20 protein-coding genes are annotated in these 23,963 nt (G+C 69.0%); 11 read left to right on the forward strand and 9 right to left on the reverse strand.

What is annotated here, in order from left to right:
* Nucleotides 1-44 precede the first annotated feature (44 nt).
* From ddaH to SACMADRAFT_RS02915, 11 genes are all read left to right on the forward strand, one after another.
* On the forward strand, nucleotides 45-869 hold the full coding sequence (ddaH, locus tag SACMADRAFT_RS02865; protein WP_009152276.1) for a dimethylargininase: 825 nt from the start codon (nucleotides 45-47) through the stop codon (nucleotides 867-869).
* Nucleotides 870-1,055: 186 nt separating this feature from the next.
* The gene (locus SACMADRAFT_RS02870; RefSeq protein ID WP_009152277.1) at nucleotides 1,056-2,291 is read left to right on the forward strand and encodes a class I SAM-dependent methyltransferase; all 1,236 of its coding nucleotides are present in this window, start codon (nucleotides 1,056-1,058) and stop codon (nucleotides 2,289-2,291) included.
* Complete coding sequence (locus SACMADRAFT_RS02875; protein WP_009152278.1) at nucleotides 2,288-3,085, forward strand: sugar phosphate nucleotidyltransferase; 798 nt, start codon at nucleotides 2,288-2,290, stop codon at nucleotides 3,083-3,085. Before SACMADRAFT_RS02870 ends, SACMADRAFT_RS02875 begins: the two co-directional genes overlap by 4 nt.
* Nucleotides 3,082-3,729, forward strand: coding sequence for a PIG-L deacetylase family protein (locus tag SACMADRAFT_RS02880; protein WP_040925520.1), 648 nt, complete (start codon nucleotides 3,082-3,084; stop codon nucleotides 3,727-3,729). Before SACMADRAFT_RS02875 ends, SACMADRAFT_RS02880 begins: the two co-directional genes overlap by 4 nt.
* A 7-nt stretch (nucleotides 3,730-3,736) precedes the next feature.
* Complete coding sequence (locus tag SACMADRAFT_RS02885; protein ID WP_040925521.1) at nucleotides 3,737-4,759, forward strand: NAD-dependent epimerase/dehydratase family protein; 1,023 nt, start codon at nucleotides 3,737-3,739, stop codon at nucleotides 4,757-4,759.
* A complete protein-coding gene (locus SACMADRAFT_RS02890; protein ID WP_009152281.1) occupies nucleotides 4,756-6,027 on the forward strand; it encodes a DUF4910 domain-containing protein in 1,272 nt (423 codons plus the stop codon). The genes SACMADRAFT_RS02885 and SACMADRAFT_RS02890 overlap by 4 nt, the downstream gene beginning before the upstream one ends.
* A gap of 3 nt (nucleotides 6,028-6,030) precedes the next feature.
* On the forward strand, nucleotides 6,031-7,302 hold the full coding sequence (locus SACMADRAFT_RS02895; RefSeq protein WP_009152282.1) for an MATE family efflux transporter: 1,272 nt from the start codon (nucleotides 6,031-6,033) through the stop codon (nucleotides 7,300-7,302).
* Nucleotides 7,299-8,255 (forward strand): glycosyltransferase family 2 protein, encoded by a 957-nt coding sequence (locus tag SACMADRAFT_RS02900; RefSeq protein WP_009152283.1) that lies wholly within the window; start codon nucleotides 7,299-7,301, stop codon nucleotides 8,253-8,255. The genes SACMADRAFT_RS02895 and SACMADRAFT_RS02900 overlap by 4 nt, the downstream gene beginning before the upstream one ends.
* Entirely contained in the window at nucleotides 8,252-9,481 is a 1,230-nt protein-coding gene (locus SACMADRAFT_RS02905) for a polysaccharide pyruvyl transferase family protein (RefSeq protein ID WP_009152284.1), read from the forward strand. Before SACMADRAFT_RS02900 ends, SACMADRAFT_RS02905 begins: the two co-directional genes overlap by 4 nt.
* Nucleotides 9,481-10,029 (forward strand): dTDP-4-dehydrorhamnose 3,5-epimerase family protein, encoded by a 549-nt coding sequence (locus SACMADRAFT_RS02910; protein ID WP_009152285.1) that lies wholly within the window; start codon nucleotides 9,481-9,483, stop codon nucleotides 10,027-10,029. Before SACMADRAFT_RS02905 ends, SACMADRAFT_RS02910 begins: the two co-directional genes overlap by 1 nt.
* Nucleotides 10,026-11,339 (forward strand): glutamate-1-semialdehyde 2,1-aminomutase, encoded by a 1,314-nt coding sequence (locus SACMADRAFT_RS02915; RefSeq protein ID WP_009152286.1) that lies wholly within the window; start codon nucleotides 10,026-10,028, stop codon nucleotides 11,337-11,339. Before SACMADRAFT_RS02910 ends, SACMADRAFT_RS02915 begins: the two co-directional genes overlap by 4 nt.
* Here the strand turns inward: SACMADRAFT_RS02915 and SACMADRAFT_RS02920 are convergent.
* From SACMADRAFT_RS02920 to asnB, 9 genes are all read right to left on the reverse strand, one after another.
* Nucleotides 11,336-12,637 carry an HNH endonuclease signature motif containing protein gene (locus SACMADRAFT_RS02920; protein WP_009152287.1) on the reverse strand — a complete coding sequence of 434 codons (1,302 nt, stop codon included), beginning with the start codon at nucleotides 12,635-12,637 and terminating at the stop codon, nucleotides 11,336-11,338. The genes SACMADRAFT_RS02915 and SACMADRAFT_RS02920 overlap by 4 nt on opposite strands.
* A gap of 116 nt (nucleotides 12,638-12,753) precedes the next feature.
* Entirely contained in the window at nucleotides 12,754-13,125 is a 372-nt protein-coding gene (locus tag SACMADRAFT_RS02925) for an HIT family protein (RefSeq protein WP_040925522.1), read from the reverse strand.
* Nucleotides 13,126-13,198: 73 nt separating this feature from the next.
* Nucleotides 13,199-13,837 (reverse strand): phosphatase PAP2 family protein, encoded by a 639-nt coding sequence (locus tag SACMADRAFT_RS02930; protein ID WP_009152289.1) that lies wholly within the window; start codon nucleotides 13,835-13,837, stop codon nucleotides 13,199-13,201.
* Nucleotides 13,837-15,027: a glycosyltransferase gene (locus SACMADRAFT_RS02935; protein WP_009152290.1), complete on the reverse strand. Its 1,191-nt coding sequence runs from the start codon at nucleotides 15,025-15,027 to the stop codon at nucleotides 13,837-13,839. Before SACMADRAFT_RS02935 ends, SACMADRAFT_RS02930 begins: the two co-directional genes overlap by 1 nt.
* Nucleotides 15,024-16,226 carry a membrane protein gene (locus tag SACMADRAFT_RS02940; RefSeq protein WP_009152291.1) on the reverse strand — a complete coding sequence of 401 codons (1,203 nt, stop codon included), beginning with the start codon at nucleotides 16,224-16,226 and terminating at the stop codon, nucleotides 15,024-15,026. Before SACMADRAFT_RS02940 ends, SACMADRAFT_RS02935 begins: the two co-directional genes overlap by 4 nt.
* Nucleotide 16,227: 1 nt before the next feature.
* Nucleotides 16,228-17,751 (reverse strand): right-handed parallel beta-helix repeat-containing protein, encoded by a 1,524-nt coding sequence (locus SACMADRAFT_RS02945; RefSeq protein ID WP_009152292.1) that lies wholly within the window; start codon nucleotides 17,749-17,751, stop codon nucleotides 16,228-16,230.
* 22 nt (nucleotides 17,752-17,773) lie between these two features.
* Entirely contained in the window at nucleotides 17,774-19,738 is a 1,965-nt protein-coding gene (locus SACMADRAFT_RS02950; protein ID WP_009152293.1) for a heparinase II/III family protein, read from the reverse strand.
* Nucleotides 19,735-22,014 (reverse strand): bi-domain-containing oxidoreductase, encoded by a 2,280-nt coding sequence (locus tag SACMADRAFT_RS30735; RefSeq protein ID WP_040926056.1) that lies wholly within the window; start codon nucleotides 22,012-22,014, stop codon nucleotides 19,735-19,737. Before SACMADRAFT_RS30735 ends, SACMADRAFT_RS02950 begins: the two co-directional genes overlap by 4 nt.
* Nucleotides 22,015-22,048: 34 nt before the next feature.
* Nucleotides 22,049-23,953 carry an asparagine synthase (glutamine-hydrolyzing) gene (gene asnB / locus SACMADRAFT_RS02960; RefSeq protein ID WP_009152295.1) on the reverse strand — a complete coding sequence of 635 codons (1,905 nt, stop codon included), beginning with the start codon at nucleotides 23,951-23,953 and terminating at the stop codon, nucleotides 22,049-22,051.
* Between the last annotated feature and the right edge of the window lie 10 nt (nucleotides 23,954-23,963).

Genomic DNA, 23,963 nt, shown 5'->3' on the forward strand with positions numbered 1-23,963 from the left:
CACTCGCGATTGATTGCGTGATCAAGTCGCCATACATTCGAAGCATGCGCTTCCCAACGCCCCGGCACTACCTGATGTGTCCTCCCCGGTACTTCGCGGTGGACTACACCATCAACCCCTGGATGGACCCCAGCGTGCCGGTCGACCCCGAACTGGCCATGGCGCAGTGGGCGGCACTGCGGGAGACCTATCGGCGGCTCGGGCACACGGTGGACGAGATCGAGCCGCAACCAGGGCTGCCGGACATGGTGTTCGCCGCCAACTCCGGCACGGTGATCGACGGCCGGGTGCTCGGTGCCAGGTTCAGGGCGGCGCAGCGTGCCGCCGAGGCCGAGCACTTCCGCCGGTGGTTTCTCGATCACGGCTACCGCGACATCACGATGCCGACGCGCATCAACGAGGCCGAAGGCGACTTCGTGTGGACCGGCAGGGAACTGCTCGCGGGCACCGGCTTTCGCACCGACCCCGAGGCCCACGCGGAGGCACAGGAGGTGCTCGGTGTGCCGGTGGTGTCGCTGCGGTTGACCGACCCGCGCTACTACCACCTCGACACGGCGTTGTTCGTGCTCAGCGAGGCAAGCGACACCGCGCCCGCCCAGCTCGCCTACTATCCCGAAGCGTTCTCGCCGGGTTCGCGAAGGGTGCTGGAGCGGATGTTCCCGCACGCGGTACGCGCGGACACACCCGACGCGGCATGCCTCGGGCTCAACGGGGTCTGCGACGGCTGCCACGTCGTGCTGCCCGCCGAGGCCGAGCGCCTCGCCGATCAGCTCGCCGAGCTCGGCTACGAGCCGGTGCCGGTGGACGTCTCCGAGTTGCGCAAGGCCGGTGGCGGGCCGAAGTGCTGCACGCTGGAGATCCGCAAGTAGGCGCGCCCGACCCGGCTACCGCGATGCCGTGGCGGAAATGTCCCCACAACAATTCCGCGCATTCGGAAAATGGCAGTCGCGCGATTCGTCTCGATTCCGAATTGCGCGCCGATTTCTGTAACAACCGGCTCCTTTCCCGCGAATCAGCGGTTGCACGAACACACCGCGCCGGCGGAGGGGCCGAGTATGACCAGCTGCCGACTCTGCGGTTCCACGAGCACCGCGAGCGTTGTGGACCTTGGAGCGACACCACCGTGCGAGCGATTCCTCACCGAGGAACAGCTCGACGAGCGCGAGCTCACCTACCCGCTGCACCTGCGGGTGTGCACCAGCTGCTGGCTTGCCCAACTGCCCGCGCTGATCACCCCGGAGGAGACCTTCACCGAGTACGCCTACTTCTCCTCCTACTCCACGTCATGGGTCGAACACGCACGGAGCTTCGTCCGCGACGCCACCACCGACCTGCGGCTGGGGCCGGACTCCTTCGTGGTCGAGGTCGCCAGCAACGACGGGTACCTGCTGCGACACGTCGTGTCGCAAGGGATTCGCTGCCTCGGGATCGAACCGTCCGCCAACGTCGGTGACGCCGCGCGAGCGGCGGGTGTGCCGACCCACACGGCGTTCCTCGATCCACGCACCGGTGCGGCCGTACGGGCCGAGCACGGACCCGCGGACCTCGTCGTCGCCAACAACGTGTACGCGCACGTGCCCGACATCGTCGGATTCACCAAGGGGCTACGTGCGTTGGTGGCCGACGACGGCTGGGTCAGCATCGAGGTGCAGCACCTGCTCACGCTCGTCGAGAACGTCCAGTACGACACCATCTACCACGAGCACTTCCAGTACTACACGGTGGAATCCGCCCGCAGGGCGCTCGGCTCGGGAGGGCTGTCCGTTGTGGACGTCGAGCTGCTGCCGACACACGGCGGCTCCATCCGGTTGTGGGCACGGCCTGCCGAGGTCGCGGGTGAACCGAGCGCGCGAACAGCCGACATCCTCGCCAGGGAGAAGGCCGAGGGCCTGCACGAACTGTCCGGCTACAGCCAGTTCGCGGCGAGGGTCGCGCTCGTACGCAGGAGCCTGCTGTCGCTGCTGATCGCCGCCGCCGAGCGCGGGGAGACAGTGGTGGGCTACGGCGCTCCTGGCAAGGGCAACACGCTGCTCAACCACTGTGGCATCCGGCCGGATCTGCTGGCCTACACGGTGGACAGAAACCCGTACAAGCACGGCAGGTACACGCCGGGAACCCGCATCCCGATCCTCGCCCCCGAACAGATCGAGATCGACCGGCCCGACTACGTGCTGGTGTTGCCGTGGAATCTGCGTGCGGAACTGACCGCACAGCTGTCCTATGTCGGCGAGTGGGGCGGAAAGTTGATCTTTCCGATCCCGCACCCGGAGATCGTCGAGGTGAAGTCGTGAAGGTGGTCCTGTTCTGCGGCGGATACGGCATGCGGATGCGAGGCGGCAGCCCGACCGATGCGCCGAAACCCATGCAGATGGTGGGTCCACGCCCGCTCATCTGGCATGTCATGCGCTACTACGCGCACTTCGGGCACAACGAGTTCGTGCTGTGCCTCGGCTACGGTGCGCACCACATCAAGGACTTCTTCCTGCACTACTCCGAGACCGCCTCCAACGACTTCATCCTCCGTGGCGGCAGGGTCGAGTTGCTCTCCACCGACATCGCCGACTGGTCGATCTCGTTCGTACAGACCGGACTCGACTCGCCCATCGGGGAGCGGCTGCGCCGTGTTCGCGACTACCTGGAAGGGGAGGAGGTGTTCCTGGCCAACTACGCCGACGTACTCACCGACGCCCCACTTCCCGACATGATCGAACGGTTCACCGAGTCCGACGCGGGCGCCTCCATGATGGTGGTGCCACCGCAGTCGTCGTTCCACTGTGTCGAGATGGACGAGGGTGGCCGGGTCGGCTCGATCACCGCCGTCAGCGAGCTGCCGCTGTGGGAGAACGGTGGCTATTTCGTGCTGCGCCAAGACATCTTCGACCACATCCCGGAGAACGGCGATCTCGTGGCCGACGGCTGCGGCGAGCTGGCCAAGCGCGGCAGGCTGCTCGCCTATCCCTACCGCGGGTTCTGGAAACCGACCGACACGCTGAAGGAGCGCGCCGCACTGGACGAGGCCTACGCAAGGGGAGAACGCCCGTGGGCGCTGTGGGAGCAAGCAAAACCGCGGGCGAGGACGGCGTGATCAGGCTGACCGCCGATGACATCGACCGGGTGGCCGTGCTCGGCGCGCACTGCGACGACATCGCCATCGGAGCGGGCGCGACACTGCTCACGCTGTGCCGGGCGAGGCCGGGGTTGCGGGTGGACGCGCTGGTGCTCTCCGGGGGAGGGACGCCTCGGGAGGATGAGGAGCGAGCGGCGCTCGCCGCGTTCTGCGAAGGCGCCGAGCTGGAACTGACCGTCCACAAGCTACCCGACGGGCGGTTGCCCGTCCACTGGGAGGAGGCCAAGGACGCGGTCGAGCAGTTGCGCGGCAGAACCGATCCCGACCTGGTGATCGCACCGAGGGTCGACGACGCGCACCAGGACCATCGAGGACTTGCCGAACTCGTACCCACGGCCTTTCGGGACCACTTGACGATCGGCTACGAGATCGTCAAGTGGGACGGCGACCTCGGCACACCATCGCTGTACCAACCGCTGGCCGACAGCATCGCCGAGGCCAAGGCCCGCCTGCTGCGACAGCACTATCCCTCGCAACGGCACCGCGGCTGGTTCGACGACGAGGCCTTCCTCGGCCTCGCTCGCATCCGGGGAATCGAATGCGGGACCCGCTACGCGGAGGGCTTCTACACCAGGAAGCTGACGCTGAATCTGGAAGGCTGATCAGGATATGCGCGTGCTGCTGACCGGGCACCAAGGCTATCTGGGCACCGTGCTGGCACCCGTGCTCGCGGCGCAGGGTCACGAGGTGACCGGGCTGGACTCCGGGTTGTTCGCCGACTGCGTGCTCGGCCCCGTGCCAAGCGACCCCGCTGGGCACGCGGTGGACCTGCGTGACGTCACCGAGGAGCACCTGCGTGGGGTCGAAGCGGTCATTCACCTGGGGGCGCTGTCAAACGATCCGCTCGGCGCGCTCGCGCCCGAACTGACCTACGACATCAACCACCACGCCGCCGTCCGGCTGGCGAGGCTGGCGCGGGAAGCAGGCGTCGCGAGGTTCCTCTACGCCTCGACGTGCTCGGTGTACGGAACCTCCGGCGGGGAGGTGCTCGTCGACGAGGAGGCGCCGCTGTGCCCGGTGACTCCGTACGCGGAATCCAAGGTGCGGGTGGAGGACGATCTGCGCGAGCTCGCCGACAGCGGCTTCAGCCCCGTGTTCCTGCGCAACGCCACCGCGTTCGGCTTCTCGCCCCGGCTGCGGGCGGACATCGTGCTGAACAACCTGGTCGCCCACGCCTACCTCAGCGGCGAGGTGCTGGTGCTCTCCGACGGCACGCCGTGGCGACCGCTGGTGCACGCCGCCGACATCGCACGCGCCTTCGCCGCCGCGCTCGTCGCACCTGGGCACGCCGTGCACGCGCAGGCGTTCAACATCGGCACCGAGGACAACAACGTCACCGTCGCCGAGATCGCCGACGAGGTGGTGCAGGCAGTGCCCGGCTCGACGTTGCGGATCACCGGTGAAGCGGGCGCCGACCCACGCTCCTACCGGGTCGACTTCTCGCGCTTCCGCGCCGCCGTGCCGGGCTTCGACTGCGAGTGGTCGGTGAAGCGGGGTGCCGTCGAACTCGTGGACGCCTACCAGCGGTTCGGCCTGACCAGGCACGACTTCGAACATCGGTTCACCCGGCTGGCCCGGCTTCGCGACCGCCGCGAGGCAGGCGAGGTCGACGAAACCCTGCGCCGCCGATGAGCACCGGGTCGGACATGCACGCGCTGGTGCGGCGGCTCTACCCGATCTGCCGCAGCATCACCGGTGACGGCTTGCGCCGCACCCTCGAGATCATCTCCGAGTACGTCCCGCTGCGGCTGCGGGAGGTGCCGACGGGTACTCCGGTGCTGGACTGGACGGTGCCGAAGGAATGGAACATCCGCGACGCCTACATAGCGGACTCCGAAGGCAACCGCGTGGTCGACTTCGCGGCGTCGAACCTGCACGTGGTGGGCTACAGCGTTGCGGTGTCGACCACGATGCCGCTTTCGCGGCTGCGCGAGCACCTGCACACGCTGCCCGAGCACCCGGCGTGGATTCCCTACCGCACCAGCTACTACGCCCCCACCTGGGGGTTCTGCCTCGCGCAGGACACGCTCGACGCCATGGCCGAAGGCGACTACGAGGTGCGCATCGACTCCACGCTGGAGGACGGGTCCCTCACCTACGGCGAACACGTGGTGCCGGGTGAGGTGACCGACGAGGTGCTCGTTTCCTGCCATGTGTGCCATCCGTCGCTGGCCAACGACAACCTGGCGGGCATCGCGGTCGCCTGCTCGCTGGCCCGCGAACTGGCCGAGTCGAACCCGCACTACACCTACCGGTTCCTGTTCGCGCCGGGAACCATCGGCTCGATCACCTGGCTGGCACGCAACGCCGAACGGATCGACCGCGTGAAGCACGGCCTGGTGCTGGCGTGCGCGGGCGACCGCGGTGGACTCACCTACAAGCGCAGCAGGCGTGGTGACGCCGAGATCGACCGGGTGCTCGAGCACGTGCTGCGGGAGTCCGGCCGCAGGCACCGGATCGTGGACTTCACCCCCTACGGCTATGACGAGCGGCAGTTCTGCTCACCCGGATTCAATCTCGGCGTCGGCTCGCTCACCCGCACGCCGTACGCGGGCTATCCCGAGTACCACACCTCCGCGGACAATCCGGACTTCGTCTCACCCGAGGCCATGGCCGACACCCTGGCCACCTGCCTCGAGGCTTTCGCGGTGCTGGACCGCAACCGGCGCTACGTCAACCAGAGCCCGTACGGCGAGCCACAACTGGGTAAGCGCGGACTGTACGACTCCCTCGGCGGGCGCAGCGACGCCAAGACGGCCCAACTGGCGATGCTGTGGGTGCTCAACCTCTCCGACGGCGAGCACAGCTTGCTCGACATCGCCGAGCGATCCGGGTTGAGCTTCGACGCGACAGCCGATGCCGCGGCGGCTCTGAGCCGCGCGGGCCTGCTGAAGGACTGACGAATGGCGGCTCGGGTGGCGATGCGAGAGATGGCGGGGCGGCTGAGTTGGGGACTGGCCGACCAGGCCGTCTCGAGCCTGACCAACTTCGCCGTCGGCGCGTTCGTCGCCCGCACGCTCGGCGTGACGGCGTTCGGCGCGTTCAGCCTCGCGTGGGTCACCTACGGCCTGCTCATCAACGTTTCGCGTGGCCTCGGTACCGATCCGCTCATGGTGCGCTTCAGCGGGGTCGATGCCCGGTCGTGGTCGGGCGCGGTGGGGAGGGCGGCCGGAACGGCGCTGGCGGTGGGCGCCATCGCCGGTGCGGCGAGCCTCCTGATCGGCGTGGCGATCGGTGGCATCGTCGGGTGGGGTTTCATAGCGCTCGGCGTGGTACTGCCCGCGTTGCTGCTACAGGACAGTTGGCGATTCGCGTTCTTCGCCTCGGGGCACGGTCGCAAGGCGGTCGCCAACGACTTGGTGTGGGCGGCCGCGCTCGTGCCTGCGATGGCGATCGCGGCCACTCACCAGAGCGTGGCCGCGTTCCTGCTGGCTTGGGGTGTCTCCGGTGCGGTGGCCGCGGCCTTCGGATGGTTGCAGAGCGGGGTGCGGCCACGGGTGAGTTCCTCGCTCGCGTGGCTGCGTGAGCAGCGCGACCTCGGGCCGCGGTTCCTGGTGGAGAACGTCAGCAACAGCGGTGGCTCGCAGTTGCGGTTGTACGGCCTCGGCGCCATCGCGGGACTGGCCGACGTCGGTGCGGTGCGCGGCGTGGAGCTGCTGCTCGGCCCGTTCTTCGCGGTGCTGATGGGACTGTCACTGGTCACGGTGGCGGAGGCGGCCAGGGTACGCAGGCGCTCCCCACACAGGCTGCGGCAGTTCTGCCTCTTCATCGGCGGCAGCCAGGCCACGGCGGCGCTGGCATGGGGGCTCGGCCTACTGCTGCTGCTTCCTGACCCGGTAGGTGAGTTTCTGCTCGGGTCGGTGTGGGGACCGGCCTCTGCACTGATCCTGCCCGCCACGCTCGGCGTCGTCGGCGCGAGCTTCTTCACCGGCGCGGCAGCGGGCCTGCGTGCGCTGGGCGCCGCCAAGCGGAGCATGTCGTCACAACTGGTGGCGTCGGCCTGCTACGTCACGGGCGGCCTTGTTGGCGCGGCCCTGAACGGCGCGCTGGGCTCGGCATGGGGGGTAGCCGCCGCGAACGTGCTCGGTGCGGCGGTGTGGTTGGTGCAACTGCACCTGGCGCTGCGGGAATCCGGCTGTTCGAACGCGTCCACGGAAAGGATGGCGACGCCATGAGTACTCCCCGGCTGAGCATCGGCCTGCCGGTCTACAACGGCGAGGAGTACCTCGCCGAGTCGCTCGACGCGCTGCTCGGGCAGACCTACACCGACTACGAACTGATCATCTCCGACAACGCCTCCACCGACGGCACGGAGGCGATCTGCCGCGACTACGCCGCACGCGACCGGCGTATCCGATACCTGCGACTGCCACACAACATTGGCGCGGCGCCCAACCACAACCTCGTCTTCGCGCAGGCAGGCGGCGAGCTGTTCAAGTGGGCCTCGCACGACGACCTCTACGCGAGGGATCTGCTGCGCCGCTGTGTCGAGGCGCTCGACCAGCGAGGCGACATCGTGCTGGCACACGCGTGGAACGCGATCATCGACGACACCGGCGCGGTCACCGAGACCTTCGACTACCGCATGGCGACCGACTCGCCGGATCCCGCCGAGCGGTTCAGGGCGCTGCTGTTCGCGCCCGGTGGTGACGACTTCTACGGCGTGATCAGGTCGGACGTGCTGCGCAGGGTCACCCCGCACGACAGCTACCACCACGCCGACCGCACCATCGTCGCCGAGATAGCGCTGCACGGGCCCTTCCACCAGGTTCCGGAACTGCTGTACTTCCGAAGGGACCACCCCACCCGAGCCGAGCGTGCCAATCCGACCAAACGCAGCAGGTGCGCCAACCTCGATCCGCGCAGGGCCGACCGGCTGCGGCATCCCACCGCCCGCCTGCTCGGCGAGTACGTGCTCGGCTTCGACAAGGCGATCCGGCGCGCGCCGCTCACCCCGGCGCAGCGGCTGCGTTGTTACCGAGCCCTCGCAGCATGGTTCGCCAGCCGCGCCGTTCCACGCGGGCAGCGAACCGGTGCCTCACTCGCCGAGGAGCGCGCCGCGCCGCTGGAAACGCTTTCCCACCGGGTCGACTCGATCGTGGCAGGCAGGAAGCCGAGGACGTCGTGAAGCGGCGCGGCGCGCACCGGGCGATGCGGGTGGGGGTGTTCGGCCTGCTCGGTACCGGGAACCTGGGCAACGACGCTTCGTTCGAGGCCGTGCTCGCGTTCCTGCGCGAGCGGTACCCGAACGCCACGGTCGACTGCAGGTGCGGTGGGCCCGCCTACGTCGAACAGCGCTACGGCGTCGCGGCGTCACCGTTGAACGCCTACGGCGGCGAGTACCGCACCGCCTCCACCGCCGGCGCGATCGTGGGCAAGGCGGTCGGCAAGCTGGTCGACGCCGTCCGCACCGCCCGCTGGGTGCGCCGCCACGACGTGGTGATCGTGCCGGGCATGGGGGTGCTGGAAGCGACACTTCCGCTGCGGCCGTGGGGGTTTCCGTACTCGTTGCTGCTGTTGTGTGTCGCGGGACGCGTCTTCGGCACCACGGTGGCGTTGGTCGGCGTCGGTGCCGACGTGGTGGGTGGCGCCGCCAGTCGTCGGGTGCTCGCGCTGGCGGCCAGGCTGGCCCGGTACCGCTCCTACCGCGACGAACTTTCTCGCGACGCGATGCGCGCGATGGGCGTCGACACGTCCGCCGACGGCGTCTTTCCCGATCTTGCGTTCGCGCTGCCGACACCGGAACCCACGTCCGGTCCTACCGGCGCCGTCGGGGTAGGGGTGATGGACTTCCGCGGCGGCGACGGCGATCGGCACCGCGCCGACGAACTACACGCGGCCTATGTGGGCGCGCTCGTCGGTTTCATCCGCTGGCTCGTCGCGAGCGGTCGCACGGTGCGGTTGTTCGTCGGGGACCATGTCGACGACGCAGTAGCCGCGAAGATCGTCGCCGAGGTGGGATCACCAGCCGTCAGCGCGCCCAAGGTGTCTACAATGGACGAATTGCAGCGGGAGATGGCGACCGTCGATTCGGTGGTCGCCACCCGCTACCACAATGTGGTGTGTGCCCTGAGACTCGGTAAACCCACGATTTCTGTCGGCTACGCCGCCAAGAACCACGCCCTGATGGCGAGTATGGGTCTGGGACCCTTCTGCCTTTCGGCGTACGACGTCACCGGCGACCGGCTCGTCGCGCTGTTCACCGAACTGGTGTCCAGCGACCGTGCGCCCGACCTGGCGGAGCGCAACCGCGCTGCCGCTCGGGGCATCGAAGCGCAGTTCGCCGAACTGTCGGCGGCCGTACTTGCCGCACCACCGGCCAGGCCGCCCGTCCCTGCAGGAAAGGGGGCCTGATGAAGGCCATCCCGGTGCCCCACATCGCGGGTGCGTACCGGTTCGAACCCACGCCCCATGCGGACGAACGCGGGTTCTTCTCCCGCACGTTCGACGCGGGCGTCGCCCGCTCCGTCGGCATCGACCCGGATGCTTTCGTCCAGGACAGTCTCTCCCGCTCACACGCAGGGGTGCTGCGAGGTATGCACCTGCGGGTGGGTGCGGGCGAGGCGAAACTCGTGCGCTGCTCCTTCGGCGCGGTCTTCGACGTGGTTGTGGATCTCCGCGTCGACTCGCCCACCTATCGCAATGTCACCTCCTTCGAGTTGTCCGGCGACACCCAGGTGACGCTGTACGTGCCGGCGGGCTGTGCGCACGGGTTCCAGGCGCTCACCGAGCCCGCCGACGTGTCTTACCGGATCGATCGTGAGCACGACCCGACCGAGGACGTCACCATCGCTTTCGACGATCCTGCATTGGGCATCACCTGGCCGCTGCCGGTGACCTCGATGTCCGAGCGCGACCGTCGAGCACCCGGTCTGGCCGATTTTCTGGAAAGCCGGGGGTGAGCACTGTGGAGCTGTCGCGCTCCGCTCTGGCCAACGAGCGGTTGCACGCCCTGATCCCCGGAGGCGCCCACACCTACGCCAAGGGTGACGACCAGTACCCCGAGGCGATGGCGCCCGTCATCTCACACGGGAGGGGCGCGCAGGTGTGGGACGTGGACGGCAATCGCTACCTCGAGTACGGCTCTGGTCTGCGGTCGGTGAGCCTGGGTCATGCCCACCCGGGGGTCACCGAGGCCGTACGCCGGGAACTGGACCGCGGCAGCAACTTCGTACGGCCCAGCATCATCGAAGTACGGGCCGCGGAACGCTTCCTTTCGACCGTGCCGACCGCTGACATGGTCAAGTTCGCCAAGAACGGCTCCGACGTCACGACGGCCGCCGTGCGACTCGCTCGTGCGGCGACGGGACGCCCCCTCGTGGCGATCTGCCGCGACCACCCGTTCTTCTCCACCGACGACTGGTTCATCGGCAGCACCGTGCTTTGCTCAGGCGTTCCCAAAGCGGTCAGTGAGCTCACGGTTTCCTTCCCGTACGGGGATCTTCCGGCCACCGAGGAGTTGCTTTCTGCGCACGAGGGCCGCATCGCTTGCTTGATCTTGGAGCCCGCGACACAGCGGGAACCGCCGCCCGGGTACCTCGCCGGCTTGCGCTCGCTGGCCGATCGGTACGGCTGCGTGCTCATCTTCGACGAGATGATCACTGGTTTTCGCTGGTCCGAAGCCGGCGCCCAGAGCCTCTACGGGGTGGTACCCGACCTCTCCACTTTCGGCAAGGCCCTTGGGAACGGTTTCGCGGTCTCGGCGTTGGCGGGCAAACGTGAACTGATGGAGCAGGGTGGCCTCCGTGGTCGCGGTGAGCGGGTGTTCCTGCTCTCCACGACCCATGGCGCCGAGACCCACTCGCTCGCGGCCGCGATGGCCGTGCAGCAGACCTACGTGGAGGAGGCGATCACGGCCAGGCTGCACGCGCTCGGGCAGCGGCTGGCCGACGGCGTGCGGCAGGTCGCTGCCGAGGCCGGGGTCGGCGACCATGTCGTGGTGCGCGGCAGGCCGAGCAATCTCGTCTTCGCCACGCTGGATGAGCAACTGCGGCCCTCGCAGCAGTACCGCACTCTCTTCCTGCGGCAACTTCTGACAGGCGGGGTAATCGGTCCGTCCTTTGTGGTCAGCAGCGCGTTCACGCACGCCGATATCGACCACACCGTGGACGTGGTGGCCGAGGCCTGCGTGGTGTATCGCAAGGCACTCGACGCGGGTGACCCAGGCCCGTGGCTCGGCGGACGGCCGGTGAGGCCGGTGTTCAGTCGCTAGGCACATCGCGGTCTCCGTGTTTCGTCGGCGGTGGTTCCCAGTCCACGTACGCGGTGGGTGTGCAGGGTGTTGCGCAGGGGTTCCCGGTCGGGGTCGTGGTGGGCAGGCGGGATAAACCACGGGCGGCCGTTGATCATTCGTACTTCCCATTCGGTGTGGTGAACGAGTCGGTGATGGTTGCCGCACAGCAGTGCCAGGTTGTCGAGCGCGGTTGGCCCACCGTCGGCCCAAGACCGGACGTGGTGCGCGTGGCACCACTTCGCCTTGCGGTCGCACCCGGGGAAGGTGCAGCCGCCGTCGCGGTGGATGAGTGCTCGACGCAGGTGCCGGGGCACGGTGCGGCTGGCTCGGCCGATGTCGAGGATCTCGCCGCGACTGCCCAGAACGACCGGTGCCGCCTTGGCGTCACAGGCCAGTCGGCGGATCTGCGATGCGGGCAGCTCGAGATGGCCGTCCACGAGTCCGTGGCCGGTGGAGTTACGCAGGTCGGTCAGCCGGGTACTGACCAGCAGCGTGACGGGCTCTCCGGCTTCGTGTGGCGTCCTCGGGGAGTGAGCCGCCAGCCGCAGTATCTCGGCGAACGCGTCGCCCTGCCGCTGCTGGCGGGTACGCCCGAGAGGGCCCCGCTCGTCCGAACTCGGGGCGGTCAACGGAGACAGCAACGTAGTGAACAGTGACGCCGTCTCCGCGTCCAGTGAGAATGACCCACTCAGCTCACCACTGGTGTGCTGGCGCAGCACCAGCCAGCGCTTTGGCTGCGCGAGTTCCGGTTCGCTCGGGGCGGTCCCGTCCGGATACAGCCGCGCCTGGATCTCACGGCCGAGTCGGGCCACGATCCTGGGTTCGCTGGACAGCGCTGCCTCACACAGGATGCGTTCGGCGCAGGCCCGGTCGTCCTCGGACACCGTGGTTGGCAGCGTTGCCATCGCCGAGTGGATGGCCTCGACCTGATCCTCGCCAAGTCGCCCGTCCGCAAGCGCTCGGGCGGTCTCGGGCAGCAGCGCACTGACGGGTGCGCCGGAAGGTGACACCTGGTCGGCCACCGCGCGAGCATGTGCGAGCAGCCGTCGCGCCCGAACCGGGCTCAGCGTGAACAACTCCCGCACCAGCGCTCCCGCCCCGCCGTAGCCGCGAGCCTGGGCGAGTCCGCGCGCGTCGATCTCGGCGAGTGTCCGCAGTTGCGCCGCGTACAGCCGTCGCCGCGCCACCTCGCTGTCCCGCAACGTCGCCAGCAGCTCCTCATCGGACAGCGACGTGGGCGCGGGGGCTTCCTCCGGTACCGAACAACACCTGGTCACAGACCCATACTAGCGTGATATCGAACGTATGTTCGAACACGATGGAGTGAAAAGAAAGGTCCAAAGTGAATGGCTCTGCGGGCGGCTGGCTGTCGCCGAAGCGGTCGCACATCGTGTCAGCGCAGGTACGCACACAATCGCGTACACAGCTCCTCGATTTCGAAACGCGAAGCACGGGGTCCGTGGGGCCACAGGTGGCCTTCGAACCAGTCGATATGGCGCGGGGTGCCGCGGTGGCGCACGAACACATGCTGATGGAAGTGCGCGACAGTGCGGCCAACGATGGCCGAATAGACAGCCTCGCAGTCGACTTCGCTTCGTAAGCCGCGCGCGAGCGCCCATGAGGCTCGCGCGATCGCCTCCACTTCCTCGGGCTCCAGCAGGTCGAGCGAGGGGACATGCCGGCGACACTCCACGAACAGGTAGCCGGGAAACGCCCTTCCGTTCTCCTCGACCGGGCGGTGTGACACGACAACGAGGTCGCTCATCCACACCACGGGTCCGACCAGCGGGCCCGCATCGCGATGCTTCGCGCAGATGAGGCATGCCACGGGACAAAGACTAACCGCTGACCCGACCGCGCCAGTACAGTTCGAGCAGCCAGCCCGCCGTCGGCACCACGATCAACGCGGTGCACCAGCCGCCGACCGCGTCGGTCGGGTAATGGGAGCCGAGCACGACCTGTGCCCAGCCCATGGCGAGTGCTGCCGCGGACCCGATGGCCAGTACGAGGAATCCCCCGATCACCCTGCCAAGCCCGAGCACATTGGTCAGCAGCAGCGCGGCGACGAGTCCGACGGCGGTGGCGAACGCCGTGTGCCCACTGGGGAAGGACAGGTGGCCGCCGTTGATCGTGCGGTCGACCAGTGGCTTCAGCAACGCTGTCGCGGCGATGGTCGAGGCAGGCCCCACGACAGCCAGCACCGCCAGCCTCGGCCTGTGCGAGAACAGACATGCCGAACCCAGCGCCACCAACACCAGCAACGCACCGACCGGCTCCGCGCCGAAGTCGATCACTCGAGCGATCAGGTACACCGCGAACACCGGCCGCTCCAGCCAGCCCTGAACGGCCGCGTCCACTCCGCTCGCCGTCCCCGCACCGGAGTAACCGAAGCCCAGCACCACCAGGACCAGCGTGGCGGGCGCGATGATCAACCACGGTTGTCTCAACAGTGACGGGCTCGGCGCGGTGCGTGTCATCACGGCCTCGCCTCGTCCAACACCGACTCGTACTCGGCCACCAGCCGGGCCAGTCCAGCGGCGGGGGAGAAGTCGCGTTCGTAGCGCCGCCGCGCCGCCAAGCCCATGGCGCGATTGCGTTCGCCGTCCCGCGTGATCCGCAGTAGCGACTCTCCCAGCGAGGCGGCGTCGCCAGGCCGGTGCAGCAGACCGGTCACGCCGTCGTCGACGAGTTCGGGAAACGCGCCGTGCGCCGCGGCGACAGCGGGCACGCCCGCGGCCATGGCCTCCACCACCACCAGCCCGAACGCCTCCAACCAAGTGGACGGAGCGGCGACAGCCACCGCGCCGGCCGCGAGTTCACGGCACTCCTCGGCGTCGCGCAGACCGAGGTAGCGCACGTCGGAGCGGCCGCGGGCCCAGGCAGCGACCTCCACCTCCATCGGGCCGGACCCCGCCAGCACGAGCGGGACACCCAAACCGCCGTCGCGGGCCAGCCGGTCCCAAGCGGCCATGAGCAGGCGCACGCCTTTCTCCTCGGTCAGCCGCCCGAGATACAGCACGTGCTCGCCGGGAAACCGCCTCCGCGCACCCACGTCGGGCACGAAGTTGTGCTTGACGGTGAGCAGGCCCGCGGGCAGGCCCGCACGAACCAGCAGTTCACGCTGGGCGTGCGAGATGCACAGCAGCCGCGAAACCTGCGACCGCCAGCGACCGCGGTTGGCGAGCACGCTCGCCGCGACCGGCAGGGTGGCAGGCCGCGACCCCCGGTAGCAGCCGTGCAGCAGCGAGGGCAGTGGCGCGCGGCCGACACAGTCGGTACACACCCGCCCGTCGCGGTACAGGGTCCCCGGCGGGCACACCAGCGTGTAGTTGTGCAGGGTAGCCACGGCAGGTACACGCTCGTCGGCGCACGCGGCCAGCACCGAGGGCGACAGCAACGGGAAGGTGTTGTGGACATGCACGACATCGGGCCGCCACGCCCGTATCCGGGCGGCGAGTTCCACCCGCACGGCCGGATTCCACGGCACCCGCAGCGGTACCGCCGCCTTGGCCAGTGGCGACATGGTCGCGATGTCGTCACTGCGCCGCTCGAACAGTTCCACGTCGTGTCCTGCGTCCGCGAGCAGGGCAGTCTCCCTGTCCACCACCCGGTTCTCGCCGCTGGGCTGCTCGCCGCGGTACCGGTTGTGCACGACCAGAACCCTCATGCCGCTTGCCTGCCCGAGGTGAGCAGCGAAGCGGCTACGGCCAGGTGCAACAGGTAGGTGGAGGCGTCGCCGAGACCCGCCTCGGTGTAGGAAGCCACCAGGCAGTAGCCGATGAGGAACATCGCGCACGCCCGCTCGATGGAGGGAGGCCGCAGCGCGGCGGCGACCACGAGCGCGGCCAGCAACACGCACACGATGGCGACACCCACGAATCCCTGCTCGTGATAGACGGCGAGCCAGGCGCTGTCGATGGGCAGCCCGTCGAAGGACTTGTCCGTCAGCCCGACACCCAGCAGTCGCTCACCTGTGGAGCGGGGAAGGGCGAGCAGCGCGTCCCACACCTTTGCCCTGCCGGTGAGGTTGGCCAGGTCCTCCTCGCTTTGCCCACGCAGAAACCACGCCTGCACCGCGGGGCCCGCAGCTACCGTCACCAGCCCGACGACCAGCATCGCCCAGCCGAACATCCGCCTTGCCCGCGCGCTGGTGAACGTCAGCGACAGCACGGCGACAGCCAGCCCGGCCACCAGCCCGAGGGTGGCCGTACGGGTGTGGCTCAGCAGCAGAGCGGCGACCGCGGGCAACAGCAGCACCACGGCACTTCGCCAGTCGCAGCGGCGGCCGAGCCACAGCACCATGGTGAGCCCGATGACGACAGCCGCGTACTGGCCGACCTGCGGCGCTGTGAGCGGCCACAGCGCGCCGACGAGCCTGCCTCCGTAGTAGTCCGGCAGTGCGAGTCCCGGCGCGACGAGCAACCCCAGCAGCACCGAGAGCAGCACGGCGGCGGCCGCCCTGATGTGGTGCCTGACGAACGTCAGCGTGGAATCCCACCATGGCGTCAGCAGCCACAGCGTCGCCACGAACACGGCGAACCGCACGCAGCGAAGCAGCGCGCCGACTCCGGAACCCAGGTCGACGCTGGACACCACGCTCAGCACCACCAGCAGACTCAGTGAAAGCAGGAAGACGCTTGGCCGCAGCCGCACCCTCGGGTTGAGCAGCAGGGCGAGCGCGAACGCCGCGACGAGCGCGCCCATCGTCACCACCTGGATCACCAGACGCGGTATCGGGATGAGCGTTTCCGCACCCGCGGAGCCGAGCGTGTTGACGATCAGTAGCGCCCACACCGCGCCGAGGTATGGCGGCGCCTGCTGTTCGGGCACCGCCGCCGACGGTGAACTCAGCTGGGGCAGGCTCATCTCAGCCACCCGCCGCGCGCGAGAAGGTGCTGCCCCGGTCCTGCCGATAGGGGCCGACCTGCCACTGTGGCTGGTCGAGCACCCGGTCGGTGTCGAAGGCCATGAACGTCCACGGCCCGACGTAGGTGTTGTCGTGCCAGCGGTTGCGCTGCTCGAAGGTGATCGCCTGCTGTATCACCTCGCCCTGGTAAGGCGACCAGTCCGGGTAGGTCCCGTAGTTCGACAGCACCGCCATCCGCCCGCACAGTGCCTCGCAGCCGACGACGCTGGTGTCCAGCGAGAAGGTGTTGTGGTGGATGTCGACCCGCTGGGTCTTCCATCGGCAGTCGTCGAGCAACGGCGGTGACTCGATGGCTGGCGGGGAACATCTGTCCTGCCGCGGCACGAGCAGCGTGCAACTGCCGGAGGAGGTGTTGGCCGGACTGTTGCAGAACCGGTCGGCGTTCTCCCACAGCGTTATCCCCGACCAATTGTTCTCCAGCACGTTGTCGTAGATCTCGATCTTGTCCGTGCGAGCGGGAACCCTTGGCTCGCCACCGGACTCCGACACGTAGACGGTCGCGGCGGGGAAGCTGTCGCCGCCGTCGGCGAACTTCCTGCCCTCCACCCAGTTGTTGCGGCGCAGCAGGTTCTTCCTGATCACGGCGTTGTAGCTGGTCTCGTAGAAGATGGCGGCGCTGTCGTTGTCCTCGATGAGGTTGCCCTCGATGAGGAAGTCGTTGTTGTTGGTATCGGCCCACAGGGCAGGGCCGCGGTTGTCGTGCACCCAGTTGCCTCGGATGTCGGCGCCGTTGACCTCCCAGAACTTCACGCCTCCGCTGCAACCGCACTCGGGAATCCTGCGCTCCCAGTCGGCGGTGTTGTTGCCGACGATCTCGTTGCCCTCGACGACGAGGCCGGTGATGGTGCCGTCGGCCTTGTAGGCGTTCATGCCGTACTGGCCGTTGTCGCGCAGGCAGTTGCCCCGGACCTGCTGTCGCGCACCCGCCATCAGCGCCGCACCCGCGTTGCCTTCGATGGTGTTGTGTTCGATCACCCAGCCGTCGGCGGAGTCGTGGTTGACCACGCCCTCGTTGACAGGCGCGACGAAGCCCCGCACGGTGAGGTGCTGGACGCGCACGTCCGCTGCGTTGCCGGTGAAGGCGTACCGGTTCGCCCGCTGCCCGTCCAGCACGGAGCCGGGCGCGCCGACGTAGGTGTTGCCCCGCTTCGGAATCACCTGGTCGTACTGCGCCTTTCCGAGTCGGTGGGTCCCCGGCGCGAGCCAGAACGTCGTCGCTGGGCCGTGCCGGTTCGTTTTCGCCCGCAGATCTCCCGGCACGGCCGGATCGACGGGCACCGCGCCTTCCGGCGCCTGACTCGGCCCCTCCGCTGTCCCGCCGCACACCGCGGCCAGTGGCCGCGAACCGTCAGGTGGCCCGGTGCCGGATTCGTCGGAGGGCGTGCACGCCACCAGCGCCAGCACCGGCAGCACCGCGAGCAGCGCCAGGCCACGCCACGGGTTTCTGGCTTCTGGAACGTCCATGATGCCGGTGACCTCTCCTCGGTCAGCTGGGCAGCCGCAGCACGGTGGTCAGTGCCGACTCGCCCGCGAGCCCCGTGCCCAGCAGGGTTTGGCAAGGTTGGCGGCGGCCGAACCCGGGCGAGTACCAGCCCAGCGGCGGTTGCGTCTCACCCCGGTGGGCCGTCCAGGTCAGCTCGGGCGGCAACAGCAGCACGGCGGCCCGCCCGTGCCCTTCGACGCTCCACCGCAGCCGTGCCGTATTGCCCGCGACGGTGGCCGTCACCGTGGGACCCAGGTGGTATGCCAACCTGCACGGGCGCGGTACGGCACCGCGCACCTCGTCGACCACCTTCAGTTCCCGCCGCCGCGGGTCCAACTCGACGCTTCGCCGGTGGATCGCCGCGTCCCTGCCGTGCGCGTAGCCGTCGTGCTCGGCGGACCACGCCAACGGGCCCGCGGCGATGACCCGGGTTCTGGCGTGCCTTGTCCACAGGAACGGACCGCCGGAAACCGACTGGTCGCGACCGGCCAGTTCCATGGTGTTGTGGGCAAGCGTGGACCTGAAGTAGGCGCGCCACGCGGGCTCGCGGTGGTAGCAGTAGGTGCCGGGATCGGCGAGCACGTCCACGCCGTCGTGGCGGACCTCGATGGACAGCGCGTCGGCGTGCGCGTGCGCCGCGATCGAGCCGAAGCCGTGCGGGCCCCCGTCACAGCGACACCAGATCTCACCGCCTGTGCCGGGCTCGTGATCGGAGGTACGCAGCAGGGTCAGTCCGGCGTCCGCGAAGTGCCAGCGACGTCTCGCCGGTCGCCGTACGGCCGCTCGCGGCGCGCGGGCCAGCGAGGTCAGCAGCGGCGTCAACAGGTCCCCGCCCGGGGTTTCGGGCCACCAGTCCAAGCGGCCGAACAGCGCCCCACCGGTGCGCAGCAGCGCCGCCCACCGCTGCGTGCCTGCCCCGTCGAGGAGCAGCCCGTAGCCGTCATCGGCGTCACCCTGCCTGGGGGGACGCAACCCGGTGTCCACGACCGCCGCGAGTGCGTCGGTCATCCTGTTCAACACCAGCCACGAGGAGTCCGGCACCTCCAGCCCCGCCGCATCGGCCTCGAGCACGCCCGCCAGGCCCAGCTCCAGCACCAGACCGTGGTACTCGGTGGCGAGTTCGGCGTTGAGCCCGCTGCCGAAGGTGTTGCGCCGAAGCCGCTCGTCAAGCGCGGCCATCGCCCGCTGACCCCAGCGCGTCGACTCGGCGAACCAGTCGAACGCGCACGCCGAGGCCAGTAGCCCGGCCTGCTCCGCGACCGCGTGGTTGTTGGCCGACGATCCTCTGCTGGGCAGCGCCACCAGCCAGCGCTGGTGCCACCAGACCTGGTGCAGCGCCTCGGGGTTGTCCTCGAACAGGCCCTTGGCACCCGGCCAGCCGTCGAGCAGCCTGCGCACCCACACCCACGACAGCAGCCGGATGCCGAGTTCGATACCGCTCACCCAGTGCACCCCGCGCAGCGGCGGGTTGGCCGCCCACCACGACTTCAAGTGGTCGGCAACCCGTTGCGCGTATCTGTCGTCGCCGCTGACCGCATAGGCGGCCGCCAACACGGTGAGGTGCTGGTGCCTGGACAGCTCCCACAGTTGCTTGATGTCGCCGACGACCTTCTCGTCACGGTAGGCGATATCGAAGGCGTAGGCGTCGTTCGGTGCCGTCGTGCCGGTTCTCGGGTCGTACGCCCAGTCCGGGGCGAGGAGGTCGGTCCTGCTCACCCCGAAGAACTCGCCGTAGCCGTCGAGCAGTCGCTCAGCGGTGGCCAGCAACCGGGCGCGGGCATCGGCCTGCACCGCCGCCACGGCACCGGTGTCGAGTCCCGCGCTGAACCGCCGCCCTGGCATCGCGTTGACCTGACCGTGGCCACCACGCCGCCACCTTCGCTTGCGGGTTTCGGCTGCGACCCTGCCCGCGATCTCGAGTGGGCCCATGCGGGAAAGCCGCCGGAGGTACCAGCCCGGTGTCGTCATCGCGGCACCTCGATACCGACCGGCCCAGCGCTGGTGAGACTGGAATTCACGGCGAGCGTCGCCAGCGTGGTGGAGACCAGCGAGGCAAGCGGGATCGGCATCGCAGCGCCGGTGCGAACCGCGTCGAGGAACGCGTCCAGTTGTGCCCGTTGCCCCTTGTCACGTCCCTTCGGCAGGCGAGGGCTGGTCGAGCGGCGCCGCGCGTACAGCTGCGCGCTCGCGAAGTCGTCCAGCCGCAACACCTTGCCGTCGGCCACCACGTCCAGCGTTTCCTTGGGGAAACTGGCCGCTCCACCGGTGGCGTAGGTGATGGCAGCCGTGGAGCCGTCCGGATAGCGCAGCAGCACCTGCAGGCCGGTGTTGCCCTGGTCCGCGCATGCGTACACCGAGATCGGGTCCGCGTCCAGCAGCCAGCTCACGGTGTCGATGAAGTGGCCACCCTCACCGGCGAAGCGGGAACCCTCGGTGTGCTGCCGGGAGTACCAGCTGCCTTGCTCCAGCCGCCCAGCGTTGACCAGGTAGCGCACGGTGGCGGGTCCGACCCTGCGGCCGAACCGGCCCTTGGCCTTGCGCAGCAGCGGCGCGAACCTGCGGTTGAAGCCGACCTGCAGCCGGTCGTTGCCGGATTCCTCGACGGCGGCCAGCACCCCGCGCAGCTCGTCCTCACTCAGCGCGAGCGGTTTCTCCACGAACACCGCCTTACCCGCGCGCAGCGCGCGGCCGACCAACTCCGCGTGCGAGCTGTGCCTCGTCACCACGAACACCGCGTCCACATCCGGGTCGGTGAGCACGTCGGCGACGTCGGTGGACGACGCCTCGAAGCCGAACTTCCGCTCGGCGTTGGCCGCCGAGAGCGCCGTTGTGGTAGCCACCGTGCTCAGCCGGACGTCCTGCCGGTCGCGCAGGTGTGGCAGCAGCATGGAGCAGGCGTAGTTGCCCGCACCTATGAAGGCGACCCGCACAGTGTCCTTTCCGTGCAGGCCCTTTCCGTGCAGGCCCTTTCCGTGCAGGCCCTTTCCGTGCAGGCCCTTTCCGTGCAGGCCCTTTCCGCGCAGGTCCTTCTCGGACAGCAGCTTGGCGTGGCCGTGGCGGGGAAGTGAGGCCGTCGAGACGAAAGCGGCGGTGTTGCCGGTTGCCGATGCCGGGTAGGTCGGTGTCGGGTAGCGGAACAACACGGCGACGGCCTTCAGCTCGCCTTCCGACAGCCGTCGGTAGGTATCCACCGCGTCGGCGAACTCGGCGACGTGCGACACCAGCGAACCGACGTCGACGCTGCCCCGCGCGAGCAGATCGACGAAGCAGGAGAGGTTCCTTCGCTCGGTCCAGCGCACGTAGCCGATCGGGTAGTCGCGGCCCTCGAGTTCGTACTCGGGGTCGTAGCGGCCGGGCCCGTAGGAGCGGGAGAAGCGGACGTCGAGTTCCTTCTCGTAGTAGGCGTTCCACGGCAGGTCGAGCCTGCACTTGCCGATGTCGACCACGGTGCCGCGGTCACGGCTCAGCCGCGCCGCCAGTTCGACGGGTTGGTTGCTGCCCCCACCCGCCGCCAGGTACACCTGGTCGACGCCGTGCCCGTCGGTGAGCTCGGCGACGGCGGCATCGACCAGCTGCGACTCCGGCGCCGCGCACATCACGGCGCCGAGTGCCTCGGCCAGCTCGCAACGAACGGGATCGGGGTCGACGCCCACGACACGGACCCCCGACGCGGTGAGCAGTTGCGCCACCAATTGGCCGATCAGGCCGAGGCCGATCACCAGCGCCACATCGCCCAGCCGCGGCTCACCCCTTCGAACCCCCTGCATCGCGATCGCGCCGACAGTGGCGAACGCGGCGTGGCTCGGTTCCACCTCCGACGGCACCCGGACGTAGAGGTTGCGCGGCACCCAGTTCAGCTCCGAATGCAGCGCGTGCTCGTTTCCCGCGCACGCCACCAGGTCGCCGACCACGACGTCGTCCACACCCGCGCCGACCTCCACCACTTCACCGCACAGCGAGTAGCCGAGCGGGGTGTAGGAGTCGAGCCGGTTGGTGACTTTGCGGTAGGTCGCCGCGAGCCCGTTGGTGGTGACGCTGGCCGCCACCTTGGCCACCTGATCCGGCCGCGCGCGTGCCTTGCCCAGCAGCGACATGCCTGCCTCGGAGACCTTCATCAACTCGGTGCCCGTCGAGATCAACGAGTACAGGGTCCGCACGAGGACGCCACCCGCCTTGCAGGCGGGAGGCGACACGTCGAGCAGTGCCAGCTCGCCGCTCTTGTAGTTCTGCACGAGGTGTTTCACGCGGCTGTTCGCCTTCCCGGTCGGGTGTGCGCGGCTAACCGTGCCGCCCACCCGCGACCCCTCGGTACCAGTGTTCAAGGGTCAGGATGTGCCAGAGGTGCTTCGAGTAGTCCTGCCTGCCGCCGCGGTCCTCCTCGACGAGCCTGCGCAGCGGCGCTCGCCGCAGAAAGCCCGAGCGCACCAGTTCGCCGTCCTCCACGACCTCGCGGACCATCGGCGCGAGGTCACGGCTCATCCACGCCCGAAGTGGCGCGCTGAACAGCCCCTTCGGTCGGTGCACCACCTCCGACGGCAGCACACCGGCCGCCGCCTGCTTCAGCGCGACCTTGCCCTGCCTGCCGACGATCTTGCGGCGGCCGGGGACACCGAACGCGGCCTCGACCACGTCCACGTCCACGAACGGCACACGCACCTCGGTGGAGGCCGCCATGCTCGCCCTGTCGGTGTAGGCCAGGTTCAGCCCCGGAAGGAACAGTCGAGCGTCGGCCAGGCACATGCGGTTGACGAAGTCGCCCAGCGCGTTGTCGTGGTAGGTGTCGGCGTGCTCGGTCAGCACGTCGTCGACCAGCGGCGCGAGGTCGGGGTCGAGCAGATCCAGCAGCTCGCCGCGGTCGTACATCGTGTAGCTGCGCCGAAACGCGGCCTCCTCCGGCAGCGTCGCGAACGAGAGGAACCGTTTGGCGAAGCGAACGCTGCGCAGTCCCCGCCGCGACGTCGCCACCGGAAGGTGAGCCACGGCCGCCTCAACCCCGGCCCGCAACGGCCGGGGTATCCGCTGGTAGCGCAGCGCGAGCAGGTTCGCGACGTGCTTGCGGTAACCGGCGAACAACTCGTCGGCGCCCATTCCCGAAAGCAGTACCTTCACCCCTGCCTCGCGTGCGGCCGTGCAGATCAGGAACGTGTTGATCGCCGCGGGGTCGCCGATCGGTTCGTCCAGGTACCCCGCCATGCGAGGCAGCAGTTCCCTCACCTGGGGTGCGATCTCGATCTCGTGCAGCCGCACACCGAACCGCCGAGCCACCTTCCTGGCGTAGTTCAGGTCGTCCGGCATCGCCTCGAACTTCGCGTCCTGCTGCCGGAAACCGATGGTGTAGGCGGAGATGCCGGGTTGGTGCCGCGCGGCGACAGCGGTCAGGTAGCTGGAGTCCAACCCTCCGGAAAGGAATGTCGCGACGGGCACGTCCGACAGCAGGTGCCTGCGTGTCGACTCCTCGACAACGGCCGCCAGCTCCGATGTGGAGCGTTCCCGTGCCCGCTGCGCGACCTCACGGATCGAGTAGAACCGGCCGCGCTCGGTGCTCCCGTCCTGCCTGCACCGCAGCCACGTTCCTGGCGGCAGCTTCTCCACACCCTCGAAGGCGCAGCGGCTGTCCGGCACCCAGTAGTACAGCAGCGACGCCACGAGCGCTGCCTTGTCCACCCGAAGCGAGGAGCCGAGCTCGCCCGCGAGCGCCTTCAACTCGGAGGCGAACGCCAGCCCGCCGCCGCGGCGGGTGAAGAACAGCGGCTTGATACCGAACTGGTCGCGTGCCAGCACCAGCTCCCCTCGGCGTTCGTCGAACACCGCGAACGCGAACATTCCGCGAAACCGGGACAGGCAGTCGGTGCCCCAGCGCCGCCACGCCTGCAGCACCACCTCGGTGTCGGAGCCGCCCGCGAAGCGCGCACCCGCCGACCGCAGTTCCGCGCGCAGTTCGGGCGCGTTGTACAGCTCACCGTTGTAGGTCAGCGCGAGTCCGTCACGCACCATCGGCTGGGCTCCCGCGTCGGAGGGGTCGATGATCGCGAGCCTGCGGTGGCCGAGGTGGACGTCGGCGGTGCCCGCCGGGTGGCTGTACCGGCCCGACCCGTCAGGGCCCCGGTGAGCGAGGCTCTTGGTGAGCCGGTCGGTCAGCGGTCCGCCGTCCGGCCAGTGGTAGGTGCCCGCGATGCCGCACATGCGCTTGCCC

Origin of the sequence: Saccharomonospora marina XMU15 (assembly GCF_000244955.1) — a bacterium.
Lineage (GTDB): Bacteria > Actinomycetota > Actinomycetes > Mycobacteriales > Pseudonocardiaceae > Saccharomonospora_A > Saccharomonospora_A marina.